18 protein-coding genes are annotated in these 20,421 nt (G+C 61.0%); 7 read left to right on the plus strand and 11 right to left on the minus strand.

Going from position 1 to position 20,421, the window contains the following annotated elements:
- Positions 1–86: 86 nt before the first annotated feature.
- Positions 87–809, plus strand: coding sequence for a haloacid dehalogenase type II (locus FHG09_RS01290; RefSeq protein WP_152345887.1), 723 nt, complete (start codon positions 87–89; stop codon positions 807–809).
- 31 nt (positions 810–840) lie between these two features.
- Here FHG09_RS01290 and FHG09_RS01295 read toward each other — a convergent pair whose 3' ends face one another.
- Positions 841–2,154 carry an MFS transporter gene (locus FHG09_RS01295; protein WP_152345888.1) on the minus strand — a complete coding sequence of 438 codons (1,314 nt, stop codon included), beginning with the start codon at positions 2,152–2,154 and terminating at the stop codon, positions 841–843.
- 172 nt (positions 2,155–2,326) lie between these two features.
- Positions 2,327–3,607, minus strand: coding sequence for an ArgE/DapE family deacylase (locus FHG09_RS01300; protein ID WP_152345889.1), 1,281 nt, complete (start codon positions 3,605–3,607; stop codon positions 2,327–2,329).
- 251 nt (positions 3,608–3,858) lie between these two features.
- Between FHG09_RS01300 and FHG09_RS01305 the strand changes: the two genes are divergently transcribed.
- Entirely contained in the window at positions 3,859–4,323 is a 465-nt protein-coding gene (locus tag FHG09_RS01305; protein WP_152345890.1) for an SRPBCC family protein, read from the plus strand.
- A 61-nt stretch (positions 4,324–4,384) separates the two neighbouring features.
- On the opposite strand, the gene FHG09_RS01310 is transcribed toward FHG09_RS01305, so the two are convergent.
- The 3 genes from FHG09_RS01310 to FHG09_RS01320 are packed head-to-tail and all read right to left on the minus strand — an operon-like array spanning position 4,385 to position 5,507.
- Positions 4,385–4,684 carry a biopolymer transporter Tol gene (locus FHG09_RS01310; protein WP_152345891.1) on the minus strand — a complete coding sequence of 100 codons (300 nt, stop codon included), beginning with the start codon at positions 4,682–4,684 and terminating at the stop codon, positions 4,385–4,387.
- Positions 4,681–5,142 (minus strand): VOC family protein, encoded by a 462-nt coding sequence (locus tag FHG09_RS01315; RefSeq protein WP_227492481.1) that lies wholly within the window; start codon positions 5,140–5,142, stop codon positions 4,681–4,683. Before FHG09_RS01315 ends, FHG09_RS01310 begins: the two co-directional genes overlap by 4 nt.
- Positions 5,139–5,507 carry a nuclear transport factor 2 family protein gene (locus FHG09_RS01320; RefSeq protein ID WP_152345892.1) on the minus strand — a complete coding sequence of 123 codons (369 nt, stop codon included), beginning with the start codon at positions 5,505–5,507 and terminating at the stop codon, positions 5,139–5,141. Before FHG09_RS01320 ends, FHG09_RS01315 begins: the two co-directional genes overlap by 4 nt.
- Positions 5,508–5,579: 72 nt before the next feature.
- Here FHG09_RS01320 and FHG09_RS01325 point away from each other — a divergent pair, with 72 nt between their 5' ends.
- Positions 5,580–8,585: a DEAD/DEAH box helicase gene (locus FHG09_RS01325; protein WP_227492482.1), complete on the plus strand. Its 3,006-nt coding sequence runs from the start codon at positions 5,580–5,582 to the stop codon at positions 8,583–8,585.
- A 9-nt stretch (positions 8,586–8,594) separates the two neighbouring features.
- Here FHG09_RS01325 and FHG09_RS01330 read toward each other — a convergent pair whose 3' ends face one another.
- Together FHG09_RS01330 and FHG09_RS01335 are read right to left on the minus strand one after the other, a co-directional pair.
- Complete coding sequence (locus FHG09_RS01330; protein ID WP_227492483.1) at positions 8,595–9,764, minus strand: DUF4041 domain-containing protein; 1,170 nt, start codon at positions 9,762–9,764, stop codon at positions 8,595–8,597.
- Positions 9,765–9,997: 233 nt separating this feature from the next.
- On the minus strand, positions 9,998–11,281 hold the full coding sequence (locus tag FHG09_RS01335) for a hypothetical protein (protein WP_227492484.1): 1,284 nt from the start codon (positions 11,279–11,281) through the stop codon (positions 9,998–10,000).
- Positions 11,282–11,660: 379 nt separating this feature from the next.
- Here FHG09_RS01335 and FHG09_RS01340 point away from each other — a divergent pair, with 379 nt between their 5' ends.
- Positions 11,661–14,213, plus strand: coding sequence for a DEAD/DEAH box helicase (locus tag FHG09_RS01340; protein WP_152345895.1), 2,553 nt, complete (start codon positions 11,661–11,663; stop codon positions 14,211–14,213).
- Positions 14,214–14,406: 193 nt separating this feature from the next.
- Positions 14,407–15,609 (plus strand): Fic family protein, encoded by a 1,203-nt coding sequence (locus FHG09_RS01345; protein ID WP_152345896.1) that lies wholly within the window; start codon positions 14,407–14,409, stop codon positions 15,607–15,609.
- Between the two features lie 85 nt (positions 15,610–15,694).
- Here FHG09_RS01345 and FHG09_RS19910 read toward each other — a convergent pair whose 3' ends face one another.
- The 3 genes from FHG09_RS19910 to FHG09_RS01360 form a co-directional block, all read right to left on the minus strand.
- A complete protein-coding gene (locus FHG09_RS19910) occupies positions 15,695–16,090 on the minus strand; it encodes a HepT-like ribonuclease domain-containing protein (RefSeq protein ID WP_227492485.1) in 396 nt (131 codons plus the stop codon).
- On the minus strand, positions 16,090–16,560 hold the full coding sequence (locus FHG09_RS01355; RefSeq protein ID WP_152345897.1) for a helix-turn-helix domain-containing protein: 471 nt from the start codon (positions 16,558–16,560) through the stop codon (positions 16,090–16,092). The genes FHG09_RS19910 and FHG09_RS01355 overlap by 1 nt, the downstream gene beginning before the upstream one ends.
- A gap of 184 nt (positions 16,561–16,744) precedes the next feature.
- Positions 16,745–17,002 carry a metal-sensitive transcriptional regulator gene (locus FHG09_RS01360; protein ID WP_152346253.1) on the minus strand — a complete coding sequence of 86 codons (258 nt, stop codon included), beginning with the start codon at positions 17,000–17,002 and terminating at the stop codon, positions 16,745–16,747.
- A gap of 189 nt (positions 17,003–17,191) precedes the next feature.
- On the opposite strand from FHG09_RS01360, the gene FHG09_RS01365 reads away from it, so the two are divergent.
- Positions 17,192–17,377 (plus strand): hypothetical protein, encoded by a 186-nt coding sequence (locus FHG09_RS01365; protein ID WP_152345898.1) that lies wholly within the window; start codon positions 17,192–17,194, stop codon positions 17,375–17,377.
- Between the two features lie 17 nt (positions 17,378–17,394).
- On the opposite strand, the gene FHG09_RS01370 is transcribed toward FHG09_RS01365, so the two are convergent.
- The gene (locus FHG09_RS01370; RefSeq protein ID WP_152345899.1) at positions 17,395–18,846 is read right to left on the minus strand and encodes an SLC13 family permease; all 1,452 of its coding nucleotides are present in this window, start codon (positions 18,844–18,846) and stop codon (positions 17,395–17,397) included.
- Positions 18,847–19,254: 408 nt separating this feature from the next.
- Between FHG09_RS01370 and FHG09_RS01375 the strand changes: the two genes are divergently transcribed.
- Positions 19,255–20,418, plus strand: coding sequence for a pyridoxal-phosphate-dependent aminotransferase family protein (locus FHG09_RS01375; protein WP_152345900.1), 1,164 nt, complete (start codon positions 19,255–19,257; stop codon positions 20,416–20,418).
- The last annotated feature ends 3 nt before the right edge of the window (positions 20,419–20,421 follow it).

Below are 20,421 nucleotides of genomic sequence, written 5' to 3' on the forward strand. Positions count from 1 at the left end.
TTGGTTCCGTGTCGGTTCCCGATGGGGTCAGTCTATGCGTACGGACTGACATGGACGGTCAGATGCGCTCGGACTACCGTGAAGCCATGAACGCAGGATTCGATTCGGTCGAGGCCCTCGTCTTCGACATGTTCGGCACCGTCGTCGACTGGCGTGAGAGCGTAGCCGTCGAGGTGGCCGTGCACTTGCGCGGCCACGTTCCCGACCTCGTGCCGCGGGAGTTCGCCGATCGCTGGCGAGCGGAGTACCAGCCGTCCATGGAGCGGATTCGCAGCGGTGAGCGAGAATTCGCCCGACTCGATGTGCTCCATCGGGAGAATCTCGAGGCGGTGCTCGAGGGCCTCGGCGTGATTCCTTCCTCGATCCCGGCCGAAGTGCTCGACGAAACCAATCTTGCCTGGCACCGACTCGATCCGTGGCCGGATGCAGTTCCCGGACTGACCAGGCTCAAGAGGCGTTTCATCATCGCGCCGCTGTCGAATGCGAACCTTCGCCTGGCCCTCGACGTCGCCAAACGTGCGGGCCTGCCGTGGGATGCGATCCTCGGCGCCGAGGTGGCCAGAGCCTACAAACCCGATCCCGACGCGTACCTGCGCACCGTCGACATCCTCGGCCTCGAACCGCATCAGGTCGCCATGGTCGCCGCACACAACAGCGACCTCGACGCGGCGCAGGCTCTCGGGCTGCGCACTGCCTTCGTCCGTCGCCCCACCGAGCACGGCCCTGAACAAACGACGGATCTCAATCCGTCAGGTGCCTGGGACGTCGTCGCCGACGACTTCGAGGACCTGGCTGACCAGATCGGGTGACGCATCGAACTGGTGCTGTGCCGGAGTCTCTTCAGGATGTCAGCGAGTCGTTATGGGCAGCGCGACCGGCGAGGATGCCGCCCAATGCGGTGATGAGCATGCTCAGTACCAGCAGAACTGCGGTGGCCCAGATCGTCCCGCCGAACACGGTCACCGAAGCCAAGGCGACCGAAGGCGCGAAGCCGCCGATGGCTCCCGAGACATTGTAGGAGACAGCAACAGCGGTGTAGCGAGACCGATCGGGGAACATGTCCGCCATCATCGAGCCCAGCGCCCCGTATGGCAGGCCGAGCAATCCGATGCCGACACCGATTCCGATGATCACCAGCGGCGGTGAGGCCGTGCCGACCAGAGCCATCAGCGGGAAGGCAAGGACCACAGAGAGCAGCGCCGTCATTCCTACGGCTTTCCAAGGAGTGAACTGATCGCCGAGCTGACCGCCGAAGAAGATGGCGATGCCTTCGAGGACGGCGCCGAGCATCGTTCCCGTCAGCAGTATGCCGGCGGCCAGATGGAGTGTTTCGGTGCCGAAGTTGACGATGAAAGTCGTCAGCAGATAGAAGGGCGCGCTTCCGACGAGGCTGGCACAGACGCCGATGAGCACCCGACGCCAGCTGGTTCGGAGCACATGGAACAGGGGGACCTTGACCGTTCGGTCCTCCTGAACGATCTTCCGGAATTCCGGTGTTTCGTCGACCTTGAAGCGGATGTAGAGCGCAATGCCCATGAGGAGGAAGGACAGGAGGAACGGGACGCGCCAGCCCCATGCGATGAATTGGTCGTGGGGAAGCAGCGTCACCAAAGCGACGATTCCGCTCGAGCCCAGATTGCCGATCGGTGACCCGTACTGTGGCATCGCGCCGTAGAACGCACGTTTCTCGGGTGGGGCGTGCTCGACGACCATCAGCACGGCACCGCCCCACTCACCGCCGACGGACATCCCCTCGATGATGCGCAGCACAACGAGCATTATGGGAGCCCACACCCCGATCGTGTTGTACGTCGGCAGCAGACCGATGGCGCCTGAGCTGATGCCCATGACGAGGACTGTGGCGATGAGTGTGTTCCGGCGCCCGATCTTGTCGCCGAGATGACCGAAGACGATCGACCCCACGGGACGGGCCAAGAAGCCGATGGCAAATGACAGAAACGCCACGATAGTGCCTACGGCGGGGTCGAACGTGGGAAAGAAGAGCTCGTTGAAGGCCAGAGCGGCGATGAGGCCGTAGATGAAATAGTCGTACCACTCGATGGCGGTGCCGATGAGGGACCCCGCCGAGACTCGCCGCAGCTGCGCTGAGTCGATATGCGTTGATCGGAAGCTGTCTGCTTCGTCTGCAGTCATTCGACGTCATCCCCATTGAAGTCGGTCTTTCATCCGGTCGAACTCGACGGACTCGTTGGGTGCTCCCACGGCTCCGGGGGTTCTCCCTGACGCAGTCAGGTAGGTCGTCATTCTACGCGCGCTCACAGTTGGATGACCAGGTTGGAACGGTCGGCTGGTCCCCTCGGCGGTTCTATTTCAGTGGCTCCAACCCGCACCACTCGGCGATGAAGAGCGCGATGGTCTTCGTGATGTTGCGGACGGACTCGATGTGGACCCGCTCGTCGAAGGCGTGGATGTCGAGAGATCGTGGCCCGTAGGTCAGCGTCGGCATCGACCCGTAGTTCGTGTAGACCCGACCGTCGAGGTAACCCGGCGTGGTGAACGACTGCAGGGGCTGACCGAACACATCCCGGTGGACCGAGCCGAGGACGGCCTCTGCTTCTCCGCCTTCCTCAAGTCGATATCCTGCGGCGAAGAAGCCGGTTCGCTCCAGGCGCGGCAGGCGACTGTCCTGACCGCGCCGGGCAATGCTCGCGTGCCGGACGTGCTCCTGGATCTCTTCCCACGCCTGCTCCGGGTCGATCCCCGGATAGATGGCGGCACGCACGGAGATCTCACACCATGACGGGACGCTGGAAGGCCAGTCTCCACCCGAGATCTCTCCGACATTGAAGTTGATGGGATGATCGACATCCTCGAAGCCCGGGTACCGGTCCTTCTGAGCATTCCAATCCGCCTCGAGTGTGCGCAGGTCGGCGATCACTTCATTGGTCGCGTCGAAGGCGTTGAAGCCCTGGCTCATCTCCCGGACATGACTCGGTTTCCCCTCGACGCGAACGGTGAACCAGATGACTCCGACGTTGGTTCGCACCAGAGCGTTCTCTTCTGGTTCCGGAATGAGCACGGCGTCGCCGGTGTACCCGCGCAGAAGTGCTGACAGCGCACCGTTGCCGGTGCTTTCCTCCCCCACCACGGACTGGAAGTGGATAAGGGCTGCAGGAGAGAATCCGGCAGCGGTGATCGCGTCGAAGGCGAAGAGGTTGGCAGCGAGCCCGGCTTTCATGTCCCCGGCACCACGTCCATAAAGCCAACCGTCCTCGACTCGAGGCTCGAAGGGCGGGGTGGTCCAATTCTCCAGGGGCCCGGTCGGCACGACATCCACATGACCTTGCAGGATCAGGGATCGGCCCTGTGAGACTGCCGGCCGATAGCTGCCGACGATGTTGAAGTCTTCGGTATAGGGCACGGTCATCGGTCCGAAGCCCACATGATCCTCGATGTCCTCTTCGTCGATGCGCCAGCGGTCGATCTCCAATCCTCTGTCGGCGAATTCCTGTTCCATGCGGACCTGGATCGCCGCCTCACTGCCACGGACGGAAGGACAGCGGATCAGAGCACCGGTGAACTCAAGCTGACGGTCGAACGCGTTGTCGACGGCGTCGGTGATGGCCTGGGCGACTTCTCGATTCATGCTTCGCTCTTCCAGATTCTCGGGTTGACGGTGGACGGACATACGGATGGCAAGTGAGCTCTGTCGGCTATGTGAGATATGTGAGCTATTCTGCATCCCTCGACGAGCTTCCGGAAGAGCATCCTGCGTCCGCTGAGACCGATTGCGCTCCCCCTCCCCTCATTCGGAATGAGGGTATAGCGTGGTCGGACAGGGACGGGTCGACCGACCCGTACTCGAGCACACGTACCACCTGACGAAAGGTGACAAGCATGAGTGACACGAGTATCAGCGCTTCACGGACGATCGATGCCCCTGCGGAGGACATCTTCCACGTCCTCTCCAATCCCGAGCGTCATGCGGAGATCGACGGCTCGGGGATGGTCCAGTCGGATGACAAGACCGATCGCATCACCGAGACCGGCCAAGTGTTCACGATGAACATGAACTGGGACAAGATGGGCGGCGACTACAAGACCGACAACTACGTCAACGGCTATCAGGAGAACAAGCTTCTCGCCTGGAAGACGGCTCCGGCCGGTGAAGAGCCCCCGGGCTGGGAGTGGGTCTGGGAGCTCACTTCCCAGGGGCATGACTTGACCGAAGTCTCCGTGACCTATGACTGGAGCGCGGTCACTGACAAGGACGTGCTCAAGCAGATCAGCTTCCCTGCCGTCAGCGAAGAGGACCTCGAGTCGTCCCTCGGCAACTTGGCAGCAGCGGTGTCCGGGGTCTGACGCCCCGCGGCAGCTCCTTCGGACGGACTGCCCGCACCTGGCAAGGCGGCCCTGAACGAGCTCACCGCAGTTCGTTCAGGGCCGCCTCCGCGCGCCGGCGGCGGTCTTCGACCATCATCTCCCACCAATATTCGCCGCGTTCGCCGAGACCGTGCTTCGCGACATTCACCCGCTGCCTCGCCTCCGAGAGATCGTTCTCATCGTCCCGCTTCTTCGCTTGCTTGACGGCGTTCCTCGCGGCGCCGAGGTGGCTCTTGAGTTCCTCGATGACGCTCGGTTCCAGTGCTGGGTCGGTTCGTCGCCAACGGCGCCCTTTGACGATCAGCCACCGATCGTCATCATTGTCGCTGTTCTCGCTCATGCGACGAAGATGCAGAAGGGGTGGCCGGAGGGATCGGCGAAGACGTAGATTGGCTCATCCTCGTCGTCGGTGCGGTCGACGAGCAGTTCGGCACCCAGGTCTTCGGCTCGCTGCCGCTGTCGTTCCAGCATGGTCCTGTTCGGCACGGTGAGATCGAGATGCATCTGCATCGGCACGTCTGTCGTCGGCCAGGTCGTCGGTTCGAGGTGCTCGACTTTCTGAAACGCCAGCTTCCGGTGGCCCAGCGAGTCGGTGAGCACCAGCCAGTCCTTTTCGTCGACCTTGCCTGTCGACGGCTCGTCACCCGGGCGATAGACGTAGCCGAGCAGGCGCCGGTAGAACTCGGCCAGTTTCCTCGGCTCGGTGGTGTCGATGACGGTGTGCAGCAGCTCAGGGTGACCGGACGTGCCCGCCTCGCCCGTCACCTGCGAGTCCCTCTCGCCCGATTGCCCCGTCACCCGAGCTCCAAAGGTGTCAGCACGGCGTTCTTCCAACCCGCATCAGTACGCACCAACTGATACATGTTCCTCTCATCGGGCGCTCCTCCCTGATACTTCCAGGTGACATCGGCCCAGATGCTGTGCCCGGTCGACGCGGCTACGGTGACGACGACGTCGACGTCCGTGACCTTTTCGTACTGCTCGAAGGCACTTTCGAAGAAGCTCTTCGTCTGTTCCGCGTCGGTGACGAGCATCCGCTGTCCAGGGAACTCAATGAGCGCCGGCACCGCATAGTGATCGGTGATCGCCGCGGCGTCCCGATCGAGCAGCGCACGGGCATAGGCGTCGAAGAATTGTGTGTGAACCTCGCTGTTCTCATCCATGCGCCGACTGTACCGCTCTCCCCTGACACAGCGCCCTCCACTGGTGTCACCGGCAGATGAGAAGATGGCCTGGTGCCTGACAACCGTGCCGCCCTTCCCGCCGATTGGCGTGAGGCCCTCGCCCCACTCGCCGAGGCGGCTTCGCACTCATACACGCCCGTGGCCCTGGGATTCGAGCTCGTCGAGGTCATCCCCCGCAGCTGGTTCGAAGCCCAGCACACCGTGCAGCTGGAACACGACGCCGTCACACCGGGGGTCAACCCGAGCCTGGCGATCCGACCACTCATGCTCAGCGAATCCGGCAACTGGGTGAAGAAGTCCCTGACCTGGCGCACCGTCGACCGGATGGCCCGGCAGTTCGACATCGATCCCGCCCACCAAGAGTGGTTCGCTCAGCTCGCAGGGCTGCGGACCCGCGGCAAAACCGACTTCACGCCCGATGGTGCGCCTTACCACCTCGGCGACTTCCACACTCCCCTGCTGTGGGAGCACTTCACACAAGGGAAGAACCTCGGCATCGAATTCGTCGGCATCAATCCCGACATGGCCATCCGCATCGGGCACAGCGCCAAGGCCGCCATCGACATCCGCCGGACACAGGGCCGCCTGCGCGTCCAAGCCCGCGCGGGCATCGACGAACGCGAATTCGCCCCCGGGCTCGTCAAACCGATCTGGACGCACGGTTTCTTCGGCGTCGACGTCACCTCCGGGTTCACCGTCACCCTCGCCCCGGCCGCAACCCCGACGAAGGAATCAGCCCTACCCGTCCTCCGCTCCCCCGGCCCGATCACCATCCCGGAGACAGAGGCCGAGGAGTTCTTCGAGGAGTACTACCCGCAGCTGCGCACCAGCGCCGAGGTCATCAGCAGCGACGACACCGTCACCTTCCCGCAGTACCGAGCGCCCCACCTCGTCGCGTTCGCCACCTTCGGCGCCGGCGACAAACTCAGCTTGCGCTGGTACTGGGAATACTCGGGACCCCGCCGGTCCTACCCGGTCATCGACCGAGACAGACTCGGCGCCGCCTCGGCGAAGGACCTTGCCCAGGCCCGCGACCTCGACCACGAAGACGCGGTCGTCGCCGAGGTCAAGAAGCTCCTCGCCGACACGCATGAGACGGGATCCGCGCTGCGGACCATCACGGACACCGAGCTCGACGACGCGGACACCGCGGATTTCGTCGTCAACGTCCTGCCCGGGCTCGAGGAGATCGAGCACGTCAAGGTCATCACGCGGGGGAAGAAGCAGCCCTACCGGGAGCTCGGCGGGGAACCGAACGTGAAGATCACCGCGGTCGAATCCGAGAAGAACGACTGGTTCGACCTCGGCTTCCAGATCAGCGTCGACGGCCACCCGGTCCCCTTCGTCAAGCTGTACAAGGCGCTGGCGCGCGGGACGAAGAAGATCAAGCTCGCCGACGATTCGTTCCTGTCGCTGAACAAACCGATCTTCGACCGGCTCAAAGCCCTGCTCGCCGAGGCGGACCTCATCCCCGAATGGGAACCCGCAGCGCCGAAGATCTCCCGTATGCACGTGGGCCTGTGGTCGGATTTCGAGGACCTCGCCGACGAGGCGGAACCCGCCGTGACCTGGCGGGAGTCCGCTCGCGCGCTGGCCGACCTCGAGCACCTGCCCGCCACCGAGGTGCCCGACCTGAACGGCGCCAAGCTGCGGCCGTACCAGGTCCAAGGCTTCCGCTGGCTGGCGCTGCTCTACCGGTGTCGCCTCGGCGGGATCCTCGCCGATGACATGGGCTTGGGCAAGACCCTGCAGACGCTCGCGCTCATCAAGCATGCGCAGGCGGACAACCCGTTCCTCGTCGTGGCGCCGACGTCGGTGGTCCCGAATTGGGTGAAGGAAGCGACCGCGTTCACCCCTGACCTCGATGTTCGTGTGGTCGCAGAGTCGACGCGGGCGCGTGGGATCGACCTCGCCGAGGTGGCCGACGGTGCCGATGTCATCGTCATGTCGTATGCGATGCTTCGTCTCGAGGAGGGCCCGATCTCGCGGATGGAGTGGGCGGGGCTCGTCCTCGATGAGGCGCAGTTCGTGAAGAATTCGTCGGCGCAGACCCATTTGGCTGCGAAGGAAGTGCGTGCTTCGTTCCGTCTGGCGCTGACGGGCACGCCTTTGGAGAATTCGCTGACGGACGTGTGGTCGCTGTTCTCGATCACCGCGCCGGGTCTGTTCCCGAGTGCGCACCGCTTCGATGACGAGTATGTCCGCCCGATCGAATCGGGTGAGAACCCGGGCCGGATGCAGCGACTGCAGCGGCGGATCCGCCCGTTCATGATGCGGCGGACGAAGGATCTCGTGGCCGCGGACCTGCCGGAGAAGCAGGAACAGGTCATCACGGTCGAACTGAATCCGGCGCATCGGAAGCTCTACGATCGGGTGTTGCAGAAGGAGCGGAAGAAGATCCTCGGCTTCATCGACAGCGAGTACGACAAGCAGCGGTTCATCGTCTTCCGGTCCCTGACGCTGCTGCGCATGCTCGCACTCGATCCCTCCATCGTCGACGCCGAGCATGCCGAGGTGCCGTCGTCGAAGTTGACCGCCCTCATGGAGCGGCTCGACGATGTCATCGCCGAGGGGCACCGGTCGATCGTGTTCAGCCAGTTCACCTCGTTCTTGGCCCATGTCGCCGCCAAACTCGAGGCCCGCGGGATTCCCTATGTCCTCCTCGACGGGTCGACGCGGAACCGTGGAGCCGTGGTCGATGCGTTCCGTTCCGGTGAGGCGCCGGTGTTCCTCATCAGCCTAAAAGCCGGTGGTTTCGGTCTCAACCTCACCGAGGCGGACTACGTCTTCCTCATGGACCCGTGGTGGAACCCCGCTTCGGAGAATCAGGCAATCGACCGGGCGCATCGGATCGGGCAGACGAAGAACATCATGGTCTACCGCTACGTCGCCGAGGGCACGATCGAGCAGAAGGTGCTCGCCCTGCAGAAGCGCAAGGCCGAGCTCTTCGACGACCTCATGTCCGATGCCGGCACGTACGAGGGCCGCGGCCCCGGCGGTCAGGCATTCAGCCAGACCGTGACGGCCGCCGATATCAAGGGGCTGCTCGAGGGGTAGAGTGAGTGCCTATTCCCTCAGCTCGCGCGGACGTGCTGGCCATTTGGACCAAGACTGCCGAAATTCTGCGGCCTCCGCCGTGTCGGTGAATTCCAGGATATTCCCGACTCGTTCCATCAGAACCTGTCGCACTTCTGCAGGAGTCGCAAAGAAGAACTCCTTCCTGAGGTTCGCCTGATTTAAAGCACGATCGGCAAAATGTCTATGAAGTTCATTTTCAAGGGTGACCGCGTCTTCCGAGAAGAACAGGGTGTGTGTATCAAAGCGGAACGGAACAGAAGCGCCGCTCAATTCAGAAATTCGTTCAGACGGCTCAAGCCTCCGCGTCAGACCAATCTTCACTACTCCTCGACCGAACGCGCCCTCATTCGAGATCACATAGATATACCCGGCTCTGATATTCGCCGCCCGGAAATCATTGTGCTCGATTGCTTCGTCGATATCTGCCAGACGTTCAACCAAGGCATCGTCAGCCTGCCCCCGCTCCTGAAGAATACGCAGAGTATTCGTCAGATGAGCTCTCTCCTTATCGAGACGCTTGCGCTCTTCTTCGAGTTCTTGTTGAACCTTCCGCTCTTCGCGCAGTCGCTGTCGTTCCTCCCGAGCCGCTTCGCGCTCTTCCTGCTTTTTCATCAACCAGTCAGCCGTCAGTTCAACCTCTTGCACTCGAAGGTCGTGGTACTGGTCCCCGATCTGCATCTCCATCAAAGCGCCTAGTTTTGCGATGGCGTTTCGCGTCGCTTCCAGCCTCCGCAACGCCGTTCGAAGATTTCCCGCTCTCAACGATCGAATCACGTTGTCAGCTTCGGCGTTGTAGGCTCGCAGCATGAGCCGTCCCAGATCGCTAGAGAGCTTTCTCCCCTGAGCCAAAGAGTTGTTGAAGGTAAACAGCTCGGAACGAACTATCGCTTCTTTGTTCTTGATCAGGTCAGCAACCTGGCTCTCAATTTCTTGAAGCCTGTCCTTGTAGGCGGCCGCTGATTCAAGTGGGTGATGGTATCGATAGATGCCAACATCCTGAAGCACCTCTTGATCATTCAGTTCAACTAGTTCAGACGACGGCGAACTCAATTGATTCTTAAGATTCGTGTTCTCGATCTCAAGAGCTTCCAATTTTGCCTGCAGGTCTGGCATCGAGACAGGTGGATTGCTAGGGCGCGGCGGAAGATGTTCAGTCACCGCTTCCGCCTCAGGTGGTCCTATCTTCTCAGTATTTCGAAAGCCCCTAGCTGTTCCCGCCCCATTGGGGTCAGACTCACTCAAGACTTTCTGGTCTTCGGTAATCCACAGTTGCCAGTCTGGAGGAGGCGGTGGCCACGCGGGATCCGGAGCCCACGAAGCAGGTGGGCGCCAACCTTTTGGCGGCTTAGGCCAGCCCGGAGGGGGATTAAAGATCAATCCACCGTCTTCTGTCATTTGGCTGCTCTTATACCTTCGAGATCGACTGGAACTAGGCCCGTCGGATTCTTAGAAACCGAAGCGCCAAGGTATTCCAGGGTCGCCGCAGGTACAACCGCCGACAGTTCCAGAGAGTTGAAGGCCTTACGCCCAGCTGCGACCGCGACCAGCGGCACGAACTCGTTTCGCCCAGTCGCGGGGTTCAGTGTGTCGGTTGCCACCACAAGAGAAATGGCTTGGATCAGCTCTCGCCGGTCACCTTCGAACACTTCATGCAAGGTACGCAATGCCACCGAATGGACAACGCTTGCGTACCGATCTTTGATGGCCTTCTGCGACAGAGATGTCGAAGTGATCTCATCCGAGGTTTTCACATATCGGTAGTTCTTGACATTTTGAATCTCTGACGGTCCAGGAACAAGCACCTGCATGGTCAGCTCAGCAGTACTTGGGTCAAACTTGGACGAATGTTCGACGTTGAACCCTTCCGGATAAGACGAGTTTGTCAGCACGAGCGAAATGTACTCTTCAACTCGTTCGGGCACGCCGTAGCTGAGTTCTGAAATAAACTCATCCAGCTCAGCGTTGAGTTTGTCGACTTCGTCTTGCCGGCCCTCACACTCCTGCCTATACAGCTGCAAAGCAGTTTCCAGCCGTGCAACTCTTGTTGCCTCAGCTTCCGCGTACTCTCGCTCTTGCGCTTCCCTGCGCGCCGGCAAATTCGCAACTTCGCGCTGCCACCGATCAAAATCGGCCGAATACTGTATTTCCACATCCATTTGAGCTTTGGCAAGCTTCTTCTTGCGACCAAACAATCCTTTGGGCTTCGGTACTGCAGCCCTCACCGGCCACGCGGGATCTGGAATTGGTGCAGGCCGTTCCAGCGGCTTGCGCAGATCCTCTCGCTCAAACGGAGGATGCTCTACTCTTACCCGGAAGACTTCAAGATCGATGTAATCATCGACCGGCAATGTTGCAGCCAGGAGCCCGTCGAGTTCCTCGTATGTAGCGAGCAGTTCGTCATTGATCTTTTCTACCTCAGCTTGACGTGATGCTACATAAGCCGCCGCTGCTTCGCGCTCCAGTCGCTTCTTTTCAGCTGCGGTAGCCTTTGCCGCTGCAACCCTGGCGCGCTCTTGTTCTCGCTGCGCCTGTTCTATTCGTCTATTCGCAGCAGCGCGTTCACGTTCCCGTGCGCGCTGCCGCTGATTCTCTTGCTGTGCTTGAATGCGCATCTGTCGCTGAACCTCAGCAACAAAACCTCTGCGTCGGGCCATAGCCAATTCCTCCTGCGTCAAGAACCTCAGACTATCCAACTAGTCAGATTTCAAGAAATAGTCTCTAACAAAGAGACTTACGTACGGCTTGCCGCACCAGGAACGCAAGAAGCAGATTCCCGAAATGTCAGATTCGCAACCACGGAAGCGCACCCCAGTCGCGTTAGGTGGGCTGCGGGGTCCTTCTGGCGACGAAATGCAATGGCATCTCGGCAGTAGTGACACAAACAGCCGCGCCTTCAGCCAGATCGTGACTGCCTCGGACATCAAGGGCTGCTCGAGGGGCTGGAGGCGCGCCCCGGTATCGGCACGAACTCAACGGCCACCCATTGCTGTCGGTCCCGGCGTCATACCCTGACTCATCTATGCGCTCTTGTGCGCAGCTTCTACACTGATATCCATGGGCGGGCCCACCACAGACGATGACGGTCGAATGCAGCTGATCCATCGCATCGAGTATTTGGAAGCAGAACTGACTCACGCTCGCAAAGAGCTTGCGGCGCTGAGCGACGGGTCGCAGGACAGAGCTACCTCAGTGCGGCGTGACGTCGTTGGGAAGAAGCCGCAGGTCAGTCCGGCCAAGTCAGATTCTCCACAACTTCACGGCAAGCCGGTACAAGTCGAACACGATCCGGTCAGCCATTCATCGTCGCTGGACGCGAAGCTCGAGCTATTCATGTCGCGCTTCTGCGGACGCACTGACGTATATGCCCGCCGCTGGGAGAGCGCCAAGACAGGTAGACGAGGCTGGAGTCCTGCCACGCGATCTGGATTCTACGATGCCAAGAAGGTTCGGGCTGAGGACTATGAGCCTCTGACCAAGTCGCTCGTGGCGCGGCACCTCTCTGGGGTACGCAATGCGAGGCCAGATGACACTCGCAAGCCTCTCCACATCGGCTTGTACCCCTTGCGGAAAGACGACACTTGCCACTTGCTCGCCTGCGACTTCGACGACGAAGACTGGCGCTCAGCTGCAGCGGCTTTCGCAGACGAATGCGCCGCTGCGGGCATCGACGTGCTGGGCGAGATCTCCAGCTCCGGCAATGGAGCTCACGTTTGGCTGTTCTTCGAATCAGCGGTGCCGGCCGCGACTGCGCGCCGAGCTGGAATGACCCTATTGCGTCGCGCGATGGACAAGGACCGATCGATCGCATTCTCCAGCTACGATCGACTGTTTCCCTCTCAAGACAAACTGCCGATCAATTCGACTGGACGCGGGTCGTTCGGCAATCTCATAGCGCTGCCGCTGCAAGGCGACATGCGGAGCAAAGGAACAACTGTCTTCGCCAATCCGCATAATTGGGAACCATTCGACGATCAGTTCGCTGCCCTGAGTACGACTCGACTCGTTTCCGTTCCAGAGGTCGAAAAGATCGCCGAGGATTCAGTCGCGGACCGGCTCGGGCCCGACGATGCTCAGGTGGCTGAGGCTCGCGCACTGAACTCCAGGTGGCGGTCGAAGCCTCGTCGAGAGGAGATTCGTGCCCTGCGGTCACAGCTCAGCGGCACCGAAATCACTCTCCGCCGGGATACTCAGCTTCACGTCCCCACCGGGGGAATGCCCAGCGTACTTCTGTCGGATCTCAAACACCTGTCCTCGCTGGCCAACCCAGAGTTCTACCGCAAACAGGCAATGCGAATGAGTACTTTTGGTGAGCCTCGAGTAGTCGTCCGATTCGATGAGGACGACACAGAGCTGAGAATGCCGCGCGGACTCTTCGACGATGTTCGCTCCCGTCTGGAGTCAGCTGGCTACACGGTCAGGAGGAGATCATCTCGGCGCAAGAGAGAATCAATCGACGTCCCGTTCACCGGCAAACTTCGACCCGATCAGCAGACAGCGGTTTCAGAGGTGGTCAGCCACGACCTGGGAGTGCTCGTCGCGCCGCCGGGATCAGGAAAGACAGTAATGGCATGCGCTCTGATCGCAGAACGCCGCGTTGCCACGGCCGTCATCGTCCCGAATCGCGAGCTTCTGCTCCAGTGGCGAGAACGGCTGGGACAGTTCCTCTCACTCGACGACAAAGAGATCGGCCAGCTCGGTGGCGGCAAGCGCAAGACGACGGGCATCGTCGACCTCATCATGATGCGCTCAATCTCGCACAGGAACGCCGACCCCACTCTGCTCAACCGATACGGTCAGATCATCATCGACGAATGCCATGGCGTGGCCGCACCTGCCGCAGAAGCAGCACTCAACCAAGTGGATGCTCCGAGGTGGTTGGGGCTGACTGCAACCCCTTACAGAGCAGATCAGCTCAATGGACTGATCCCGATGCAGTGCGGACCGATTCGATACGACATGGCGAAGCCAGAATCAGTCGACGAACCACCCGCGAAAGCGGAAGGCAATCAGAAATCGACAGCACCGAAGCGTACATTCCACGTTCACAGGACCGATTTCACGACAGACGAGCCCGGCGCAGGTGGTCCCTCAATGCCTGATCTCTACGCAGAGCTCGCGAGTGACGAAAGCCGCAACTCACTGATCATTCCGGAGATAGTTGCGGCAGCAGAGAAGGGGCGCCATGTACTGGTTCTGACGAACAGGATCGATCACCTCCGCACCCTCGCGGAAGGGATAAGAGAGAAGATTCCTGACAAGCCTCCAGTGTTTCAGCTGCACGGACGGCTGAAGCCGGACGAACGCCAGCGCCAACGCGAAAGACTGAGAAAATCGGCTGGCTCCGGTGACAGCTTCGTCTTGGTGGCAATCGACAAGGTCGCCGGCGAAGGCTTCGACCTCCCGGCCCTTGACACCCTCTTCCTGACCATGCCGATTTCGTTCAAGGGACGAGTCGTACAGAATCTTGGCCGTGTGACGCGTGGTGATCTCACCGTCGACGAGGTCACCGTGCACGACTTTCACGACAGTGAAGTCCCTGTCCTCGATCGCATGTTCCACAAACGCCGACGCGCTATCAAGTCCGAGGGGTTCGGAATAGCGAAATGAGCAGACTGTGCGCTCGAAGCGGATGGCCACCGACTCATCTCTAGGCCTTCAGCGACTGACGGTCACTCAATGGTTGCTGACGTCCCAAGGTGCCTCTAACCTCACACAACTCGCTAGAATATTTACTTTAGATACCTTAAAGTAAATATTCTACGCTTGACCTCAGACGTACTCAGGAGAGGCGGTCGATGCAATGCCCTACACCGTCGAACAGCACTGGACCCCGCCCAATCCAGCAGGGCTGAGCAGGAAAGATCGAGCATCAGGGACGTACTCGGCTTTCGTTCCGGACGAACTTCCGCTCAACCTCCCCCGCCTCGGCGAGGAAGCGACAGCGGTCGCCTCAGATGCCGCGGTCACTCTTGCCAGACTGGACGAACGAGTGCGCGCCTCCGAGAGCCTCTACCTCAACCATCTGCTCATCCGTTCGGAGAGCATCTCCTCGTCGTGGATCGAGGGCAATCGGCTCAGCCCGAAGAAGCTGGCAATTGCGGAACACCTCAGGCATGGTAACCGTGTTGCCCTGGATGTCATCGCCAATGTTCGCGCCACGGAGAAGTCCGTCGATGAGATTTCGGACCCCGACAGGCCGCTCACCGTATCCGACATCGAGGATCTGCAACATTCCATCGAGCCTCGGCTCGAGATCGGGCTGAGAACGGAACAGAACTGGGTCGGAGGTCCGGGAAACAGCCCGCTGCGTGCCGAATTCGTCCCTCCCCCGCCAGCCGAGGTGCCCCGTCTGGTCGCGAATCTCGCCGAGTTCGTCTCTCGCACTGATGGGAACCCGGTCATTCGGGCCGCCATCGCCCACGCCCAGTTCGAGACGATCCACCCGTTCACAGACGGCAACGGTCGGACAGGCAGGGCCCTCGTGCACACGGTCCTCAAGCGAGCAGGAGTGTTACGAACAGTGCTGGTCCCCATCAGCACAGTCTTCGCCGCGAACACGAAAGCTTACATCGGGGGGCTGACCGCGTTCCGCCGCGACCCCTCTGACATCAATGGGTGGACGATCTCATTCGCCGAGGCGGTCGAGCAAGCCGCGTCATCCGCCGTCCTCCTCGGAGAAGAAATCAACGCGTTGGACCAGACGATTCGGTCCGACCTCGTCGAGTATCGCCGCTCGATCGGAAAGTCGCCGACACAGCCGAGGTCCGGCTCCGTCATACTTAAAATCCTCGAGCGGCTTGCCCAAGAACCGGTCGTGACTATCGACTCGGTGTCTGCTGAACATGGGGTGACTCGAGCGGCGGCTCATCGAGCCCTCGTCGAACTCGCCGATGCAGGAATTCTGCGGAAGACCAAGAACCACAAGGGAAAGATCGTCTGCTATTCGGCCGACCGGCATCTCGACTACGTGGAGCTGGTCGAATCCCGCCACCGGAGACGTTGACGTTTCACCGTGCATCATCGGGCAGTTTTGGCGCAACTCGTTTGGTTGACGCGCAGTCGAACGGGTGCCCGAGAGCGCTGATGTTTCACTCTCCGTAGTTGAGCAGCCTCTCGACAAGTTCCGGTACATTCCTTGTCACTGTTTCCCAGAAAATGTCATCGTTCATCGACGCATAACCGGCGTGAGCGACGATATTCCTCATCGTTCGGATCGCGTTGATCTCGTCATCGGTCAGCATTGCCGCCCACGGCCCGAACTCAGGTCGTTCGGTGAGCGAGGCCAGACGAATGATCAGCATGCTCGCAACGTCGTAGGCATCCGTGCCGTCAGCGAACTCGGCACGTGATCTCGACGCGACCGACCGGGCGCGAAGGAGAATCTGCGACAGTTCACGCCGAATGTTCTCCTCATAATGCCCCCGAGAACGCTTCACCCGTCGAGGCCGGAGGGGATACGGATTGTCCGTGAGCTCGAAGTTCATCAGACGAGCACCGCTTCTTCCAACGCGGTCCAGTGTGGCGGGAAGGTTCCAGTGTCGACGATGACGTCGGCCGGAAAGCCAGTGATCCGACGGACGTCATCGCTGAAGTTGGCGATATCGAACATCGTTACCCCTTCGTCCGGCGTGACGAGAAGGTCGATATCGCTGCCAAACCCGTCCTCACCACGTGCGACCGAGCCGAATACCCTGACATTTCGGAGCCCGCGATTCGCCGCGGCCCTCCTGACCAAATGGAACGAGCGAGCGAGCGCGAGATTCGGCCGATAGTCCGCCGCTTTCAATACACGTTCGAGCATGTCAGAGGAGACATTCCGATTGCCCGACTCCATCTGCGCCAGGCTCGACTGGCTCAAACCCGCGCGCCGCGCCAACTCGGTCTGAGTGACTCCCAGATCGAGACGCGCCTCGCGAATGAGTTCGCCCGGATTGTCCGAATGGAACCGCCCCATACACACTATTATAGCACCGTGCAATGGAGACGGCAGGGAATTCTGCGAAAGACCAAGAACCACAAGGGGAAGATCGTCTGCTTAACGGCTGACCAACACCTCACCTACGTGGAGCTCTCCGAAGCCCGACACCGCAGACATTGACCCTCATTCGGGGATATCCGGCCGGATCGACCCGACCCTTTCAGGCCATCGAGAGGAAGAGCTTCTCGAGCTCTTCGGTGCGCACTTCGTCCTCGTCATCTTCGAGGCACTCCCGCAGAGCCGTCGAAATGATGAGGAATCCCGCCCGGTCGAGGGCCTTCGACACCGCCGAGAGCTGATGGATGACGTCGCGGCAGTGGCTCCCGTCCTCCACCGCGGTGATCACCGCACCGAGCTGCCCCTGCGCCCGGCGCAGCCGATTGAGGATCTTCTTCTGCGCGTCAGGGTCAGCGAGCATGCGCTCTCCCGGGTCAGCATCAGCGCCTTTCGGCTCAACCCGGGCCGCGTCGCGTTCGCTCATCGTTGTCCTTTCACATCCTGAATTTTGACATCCAGCATACCCCTGCGGGTATATTTGGTCTATACCCCCGTGGGTATTCGGAAGCAACGATGAATAGTCCAGCAATGGCCGAAGAAGGAGACAGACATGTGTCGAGCAGCGACGTGCCGAGTATGCGGAAAGACCACGTGGGCAGGATGCGGACAGCATGTCCAGTCGGTGAAGAGTACGGTTCCGGCCGGCCAGTGGTGCAACGGCAAGCACACCCCGGCCGAAGAGGACGCGGCCCGAGCGGCCAAACCCGGATTCCTCGCCCGCCTCTTCGGCCGCTGACCGCGGCGCACGGCCCGTCAGCCCCAGCCGGGGACGACGAAGATCAGCCAAGTGACGATAGGAGCGATGACGACCATCGAGAAGCCCCACACCATCAGCTGCTTGAACACCTTGTCCCGCTGATCCTCCGGAGAGTTGGCGACGACGAGCGCACCCGAGGTCGAGAACGGTGACGAATCGACAACCGAGGACGAGATCGCCAGAGCGATGATCAGACCGATCTCCCCGACACTGCCGGTGAGCAGGAAAGGCACCGCCAACGGGATGAGGGCACCGAGGATGCCCGTCGTCGACGCGAACGCCGAAACCACTGCTCCGATGAAGCAGATGATGAGCGCGGCGAAGAGAGGCGCACCCATTCCGGCGACCTGATCGCCGAGCCAGTCGATCGTGCCCAGACGCTCCATGAGCTCGACGTAGGTGACGATGCCGCAGATGAGCAGGACGGTGGGCCAGGCGATTTTGCTGACCGCGCCCTTGCTGATCCGGGGCGAGAAGAACGAGATGATCACGGCGATGCTGATCGCGGTGAACCCGACGTCCTGATTGAGCGGCGGGACGACCATGACCGCCAGGACGACGAGTCCGATGAGGGTGACAATTCTGTTCCTGTCAAGGCTGGTCACGGTGATGTCGTCGTCGCTGTCCTTGACCATCGTCGTCTGCACCGACCGGCGGGCAGCCCGTCGTTCGGGATCGTGATAGGGAGCAGGCGACCCGCCTCGGGGACTGTCGCCGCCCTCCCGCGGCTGGCCGGATCCGCCCGACAGTTCGTCACTCGATGCCGCGCCTGAATCAGCTGCCGCACCGCCTTCGACCCCCGCACCGCCTTTGTCCTCGAGGCCGTGCCCGCGGTCTCGCTTGCCCAGCAGCTCGCGTCCGCCGAAGAGGAAGAAGCAGATGAAGCCGAGAATGACGTTGAAGACGAAGGATGCGAGGAAGAGCAGAACCGGGCTTCCCGGCAGATCATTGCGCTCAACCACCTGATTGGTGATCGTGCCGAAGATGCTCAGCGGAGAGAAACCGCCTGCGGTCGCACCGTTGATGACCATCAGGCCCATGAGAAGTGGTCGGATACCGTACCGCCGCGAGAAGCCCATGCCCATCGGAGCGATGATCGCAATGGCGGCCGGCACGACCGAGCCGAAGCCCGAAAGCAGCGCTGTGACGACGAAGAACACCCACGGAATGAGCGCAATTCGCCCACCGACGGCCTTGACGAGTATGTGGACGATCCAATCGACCGTCCCGTTGTCCTTCGCCAAGGCGAAGAGATAGGTGACTCCGACGAGGATGAGGAAGAGATCGGCGGGGAATCCCGACAGCAGGGTGTCAACGTCCTCCCCCAGCACGAAGGTGCCGAACAGGAAGGTCGCCATAAGAGCGAGCGCACCCATATGGACCGAAGCGAAGGTGGCGATGACGAACAAAGCCACAAGGACGAGTATCGAAGCTATTTCCAATGACACAATTCGCTCCTATGCGATGTGTTGATCAGTCGGAATCGACCTCATTGCCGCCTCCGACATTCCACAATGTGGAAATCCAGCCGCACTTTAATGAAAGTCTGCCCCGAGAGATAAATGACCGTCAAGACCCCGTCCCCACTTTCCCGAAGAATAGGAATATGCATACCGAGAATCGCGCTCGCATCGAAGAAGTCGACCACTGATATCTAGATCTTCCCAGGTCAACCATGTCAGAATAGTGGAATACCGCGAGGCGAAAACGCGAACCGGACCTCTCTCGGTCAAGTCGCCGACCGCCGAATAATCTCCATTCCGATATCTGGAAAGACCATTCTCCAAGCGAATTCCCTGTGGTAGCGTAAAAATGAAATCGATGTACCGCATCGTGGAATCAGAGAGGATTCTTCAATGAGCAGCAGCGGACGGCATTTTCTTCAGATCCCGGGACCGAGCAACGTCCCCGACAGCGTTCTCCACGCGATTTCCATGCCCACGATCGACCATCGCGGACCGGCATTCAAAGATCTCTTCAACCATGTCCTCGCCGGCATAGCCGAGGTCTTCGGAACCACCAACCAGGTCGTCATCTATCCGGCGACCGGAACCGGAGCCTGGGAAGCAGCTCTCGTCAACACGCTGAGCCCGGGCGACGAGATCCTCTGCTACGAGACCGGACACTTCTCGTCCCTGTGGAAGTCGATGGCCGAGAAGTGGGGACTCGAACCGACCGTCATCTCCGGCGACTGGCGCACCGGCGCGGATCCGCAGAAGATCGGCGAAGCCCTCGCCGCCGACCGCGACCATCGGTTCAAAGCCGTCTGCGTCGTTCACAACGAGACCTCGACCGGTGTCACCAGTCGGATCCCCGAGATCCGGAAGGCCATCGATGACGTCGACCACCCGGCGCTGCTCCTCGTCGACACGATCTCCTCACTCGGCTCGGTCGACTACCGTCACGACGAGTGGCGCGTCGACGTCACGGTCTCCGGTTCGCAGAAGGGCCTCATGCTCCCACCGGGACTGTCCTTCAACGCCGTCAGCGACAAAGCCCTCACCGCTCACGAAGCATCGACGATGCCGAAGTCCGTGTGGAACTGGTCGGAGATGCTCGCCGCCGGCAGAAACGGGATGACCCCGTACACCCCGAGCACGAACCTCCTCTACGGACTCAAGGAGTCTCTGCGACTGCTCAACGAGGAGGGGCTGCACAACGTCTTCGACAGACACGAACGCTTCGGGCGGGCGACCCGAGCCGCAGTCGAGACCTGGGGGCTCGAAGTGCTGTGCACGAACGAGTCCGAGTACTCCCCCGTCCTCACGGCCGTCCTCATGCCCGACGGATACGACGCCGACGAACTGCGCGCGATCATCCTCGACCGTTTCGATATGTCGCTGGGCGCGGGCCTGTCCAAGCTGCAGGGAAAGGTCTTCCGGATCGGCCACCTCGGCGATCTCAATGATCTCACCCTCGCCGGCACCCTCGCCGGCGTCCAGATGGGACTCCAGCTGGCTGGGGTGAAGATCGACCCCGCCGGACTCGGCGCCGCCCTCGACGTCCTCCGCGACAGCTGAGCC

The organism is Brevibacterium sp. CFH 10365, from assembly GCF_009299785.1.
Lineage (GTDB): Bacteria > Actinomycetota > Actinomycetes > Actinomycetales > Brevibacteriaceae > Brevibacterium > Brevibacterium limosum.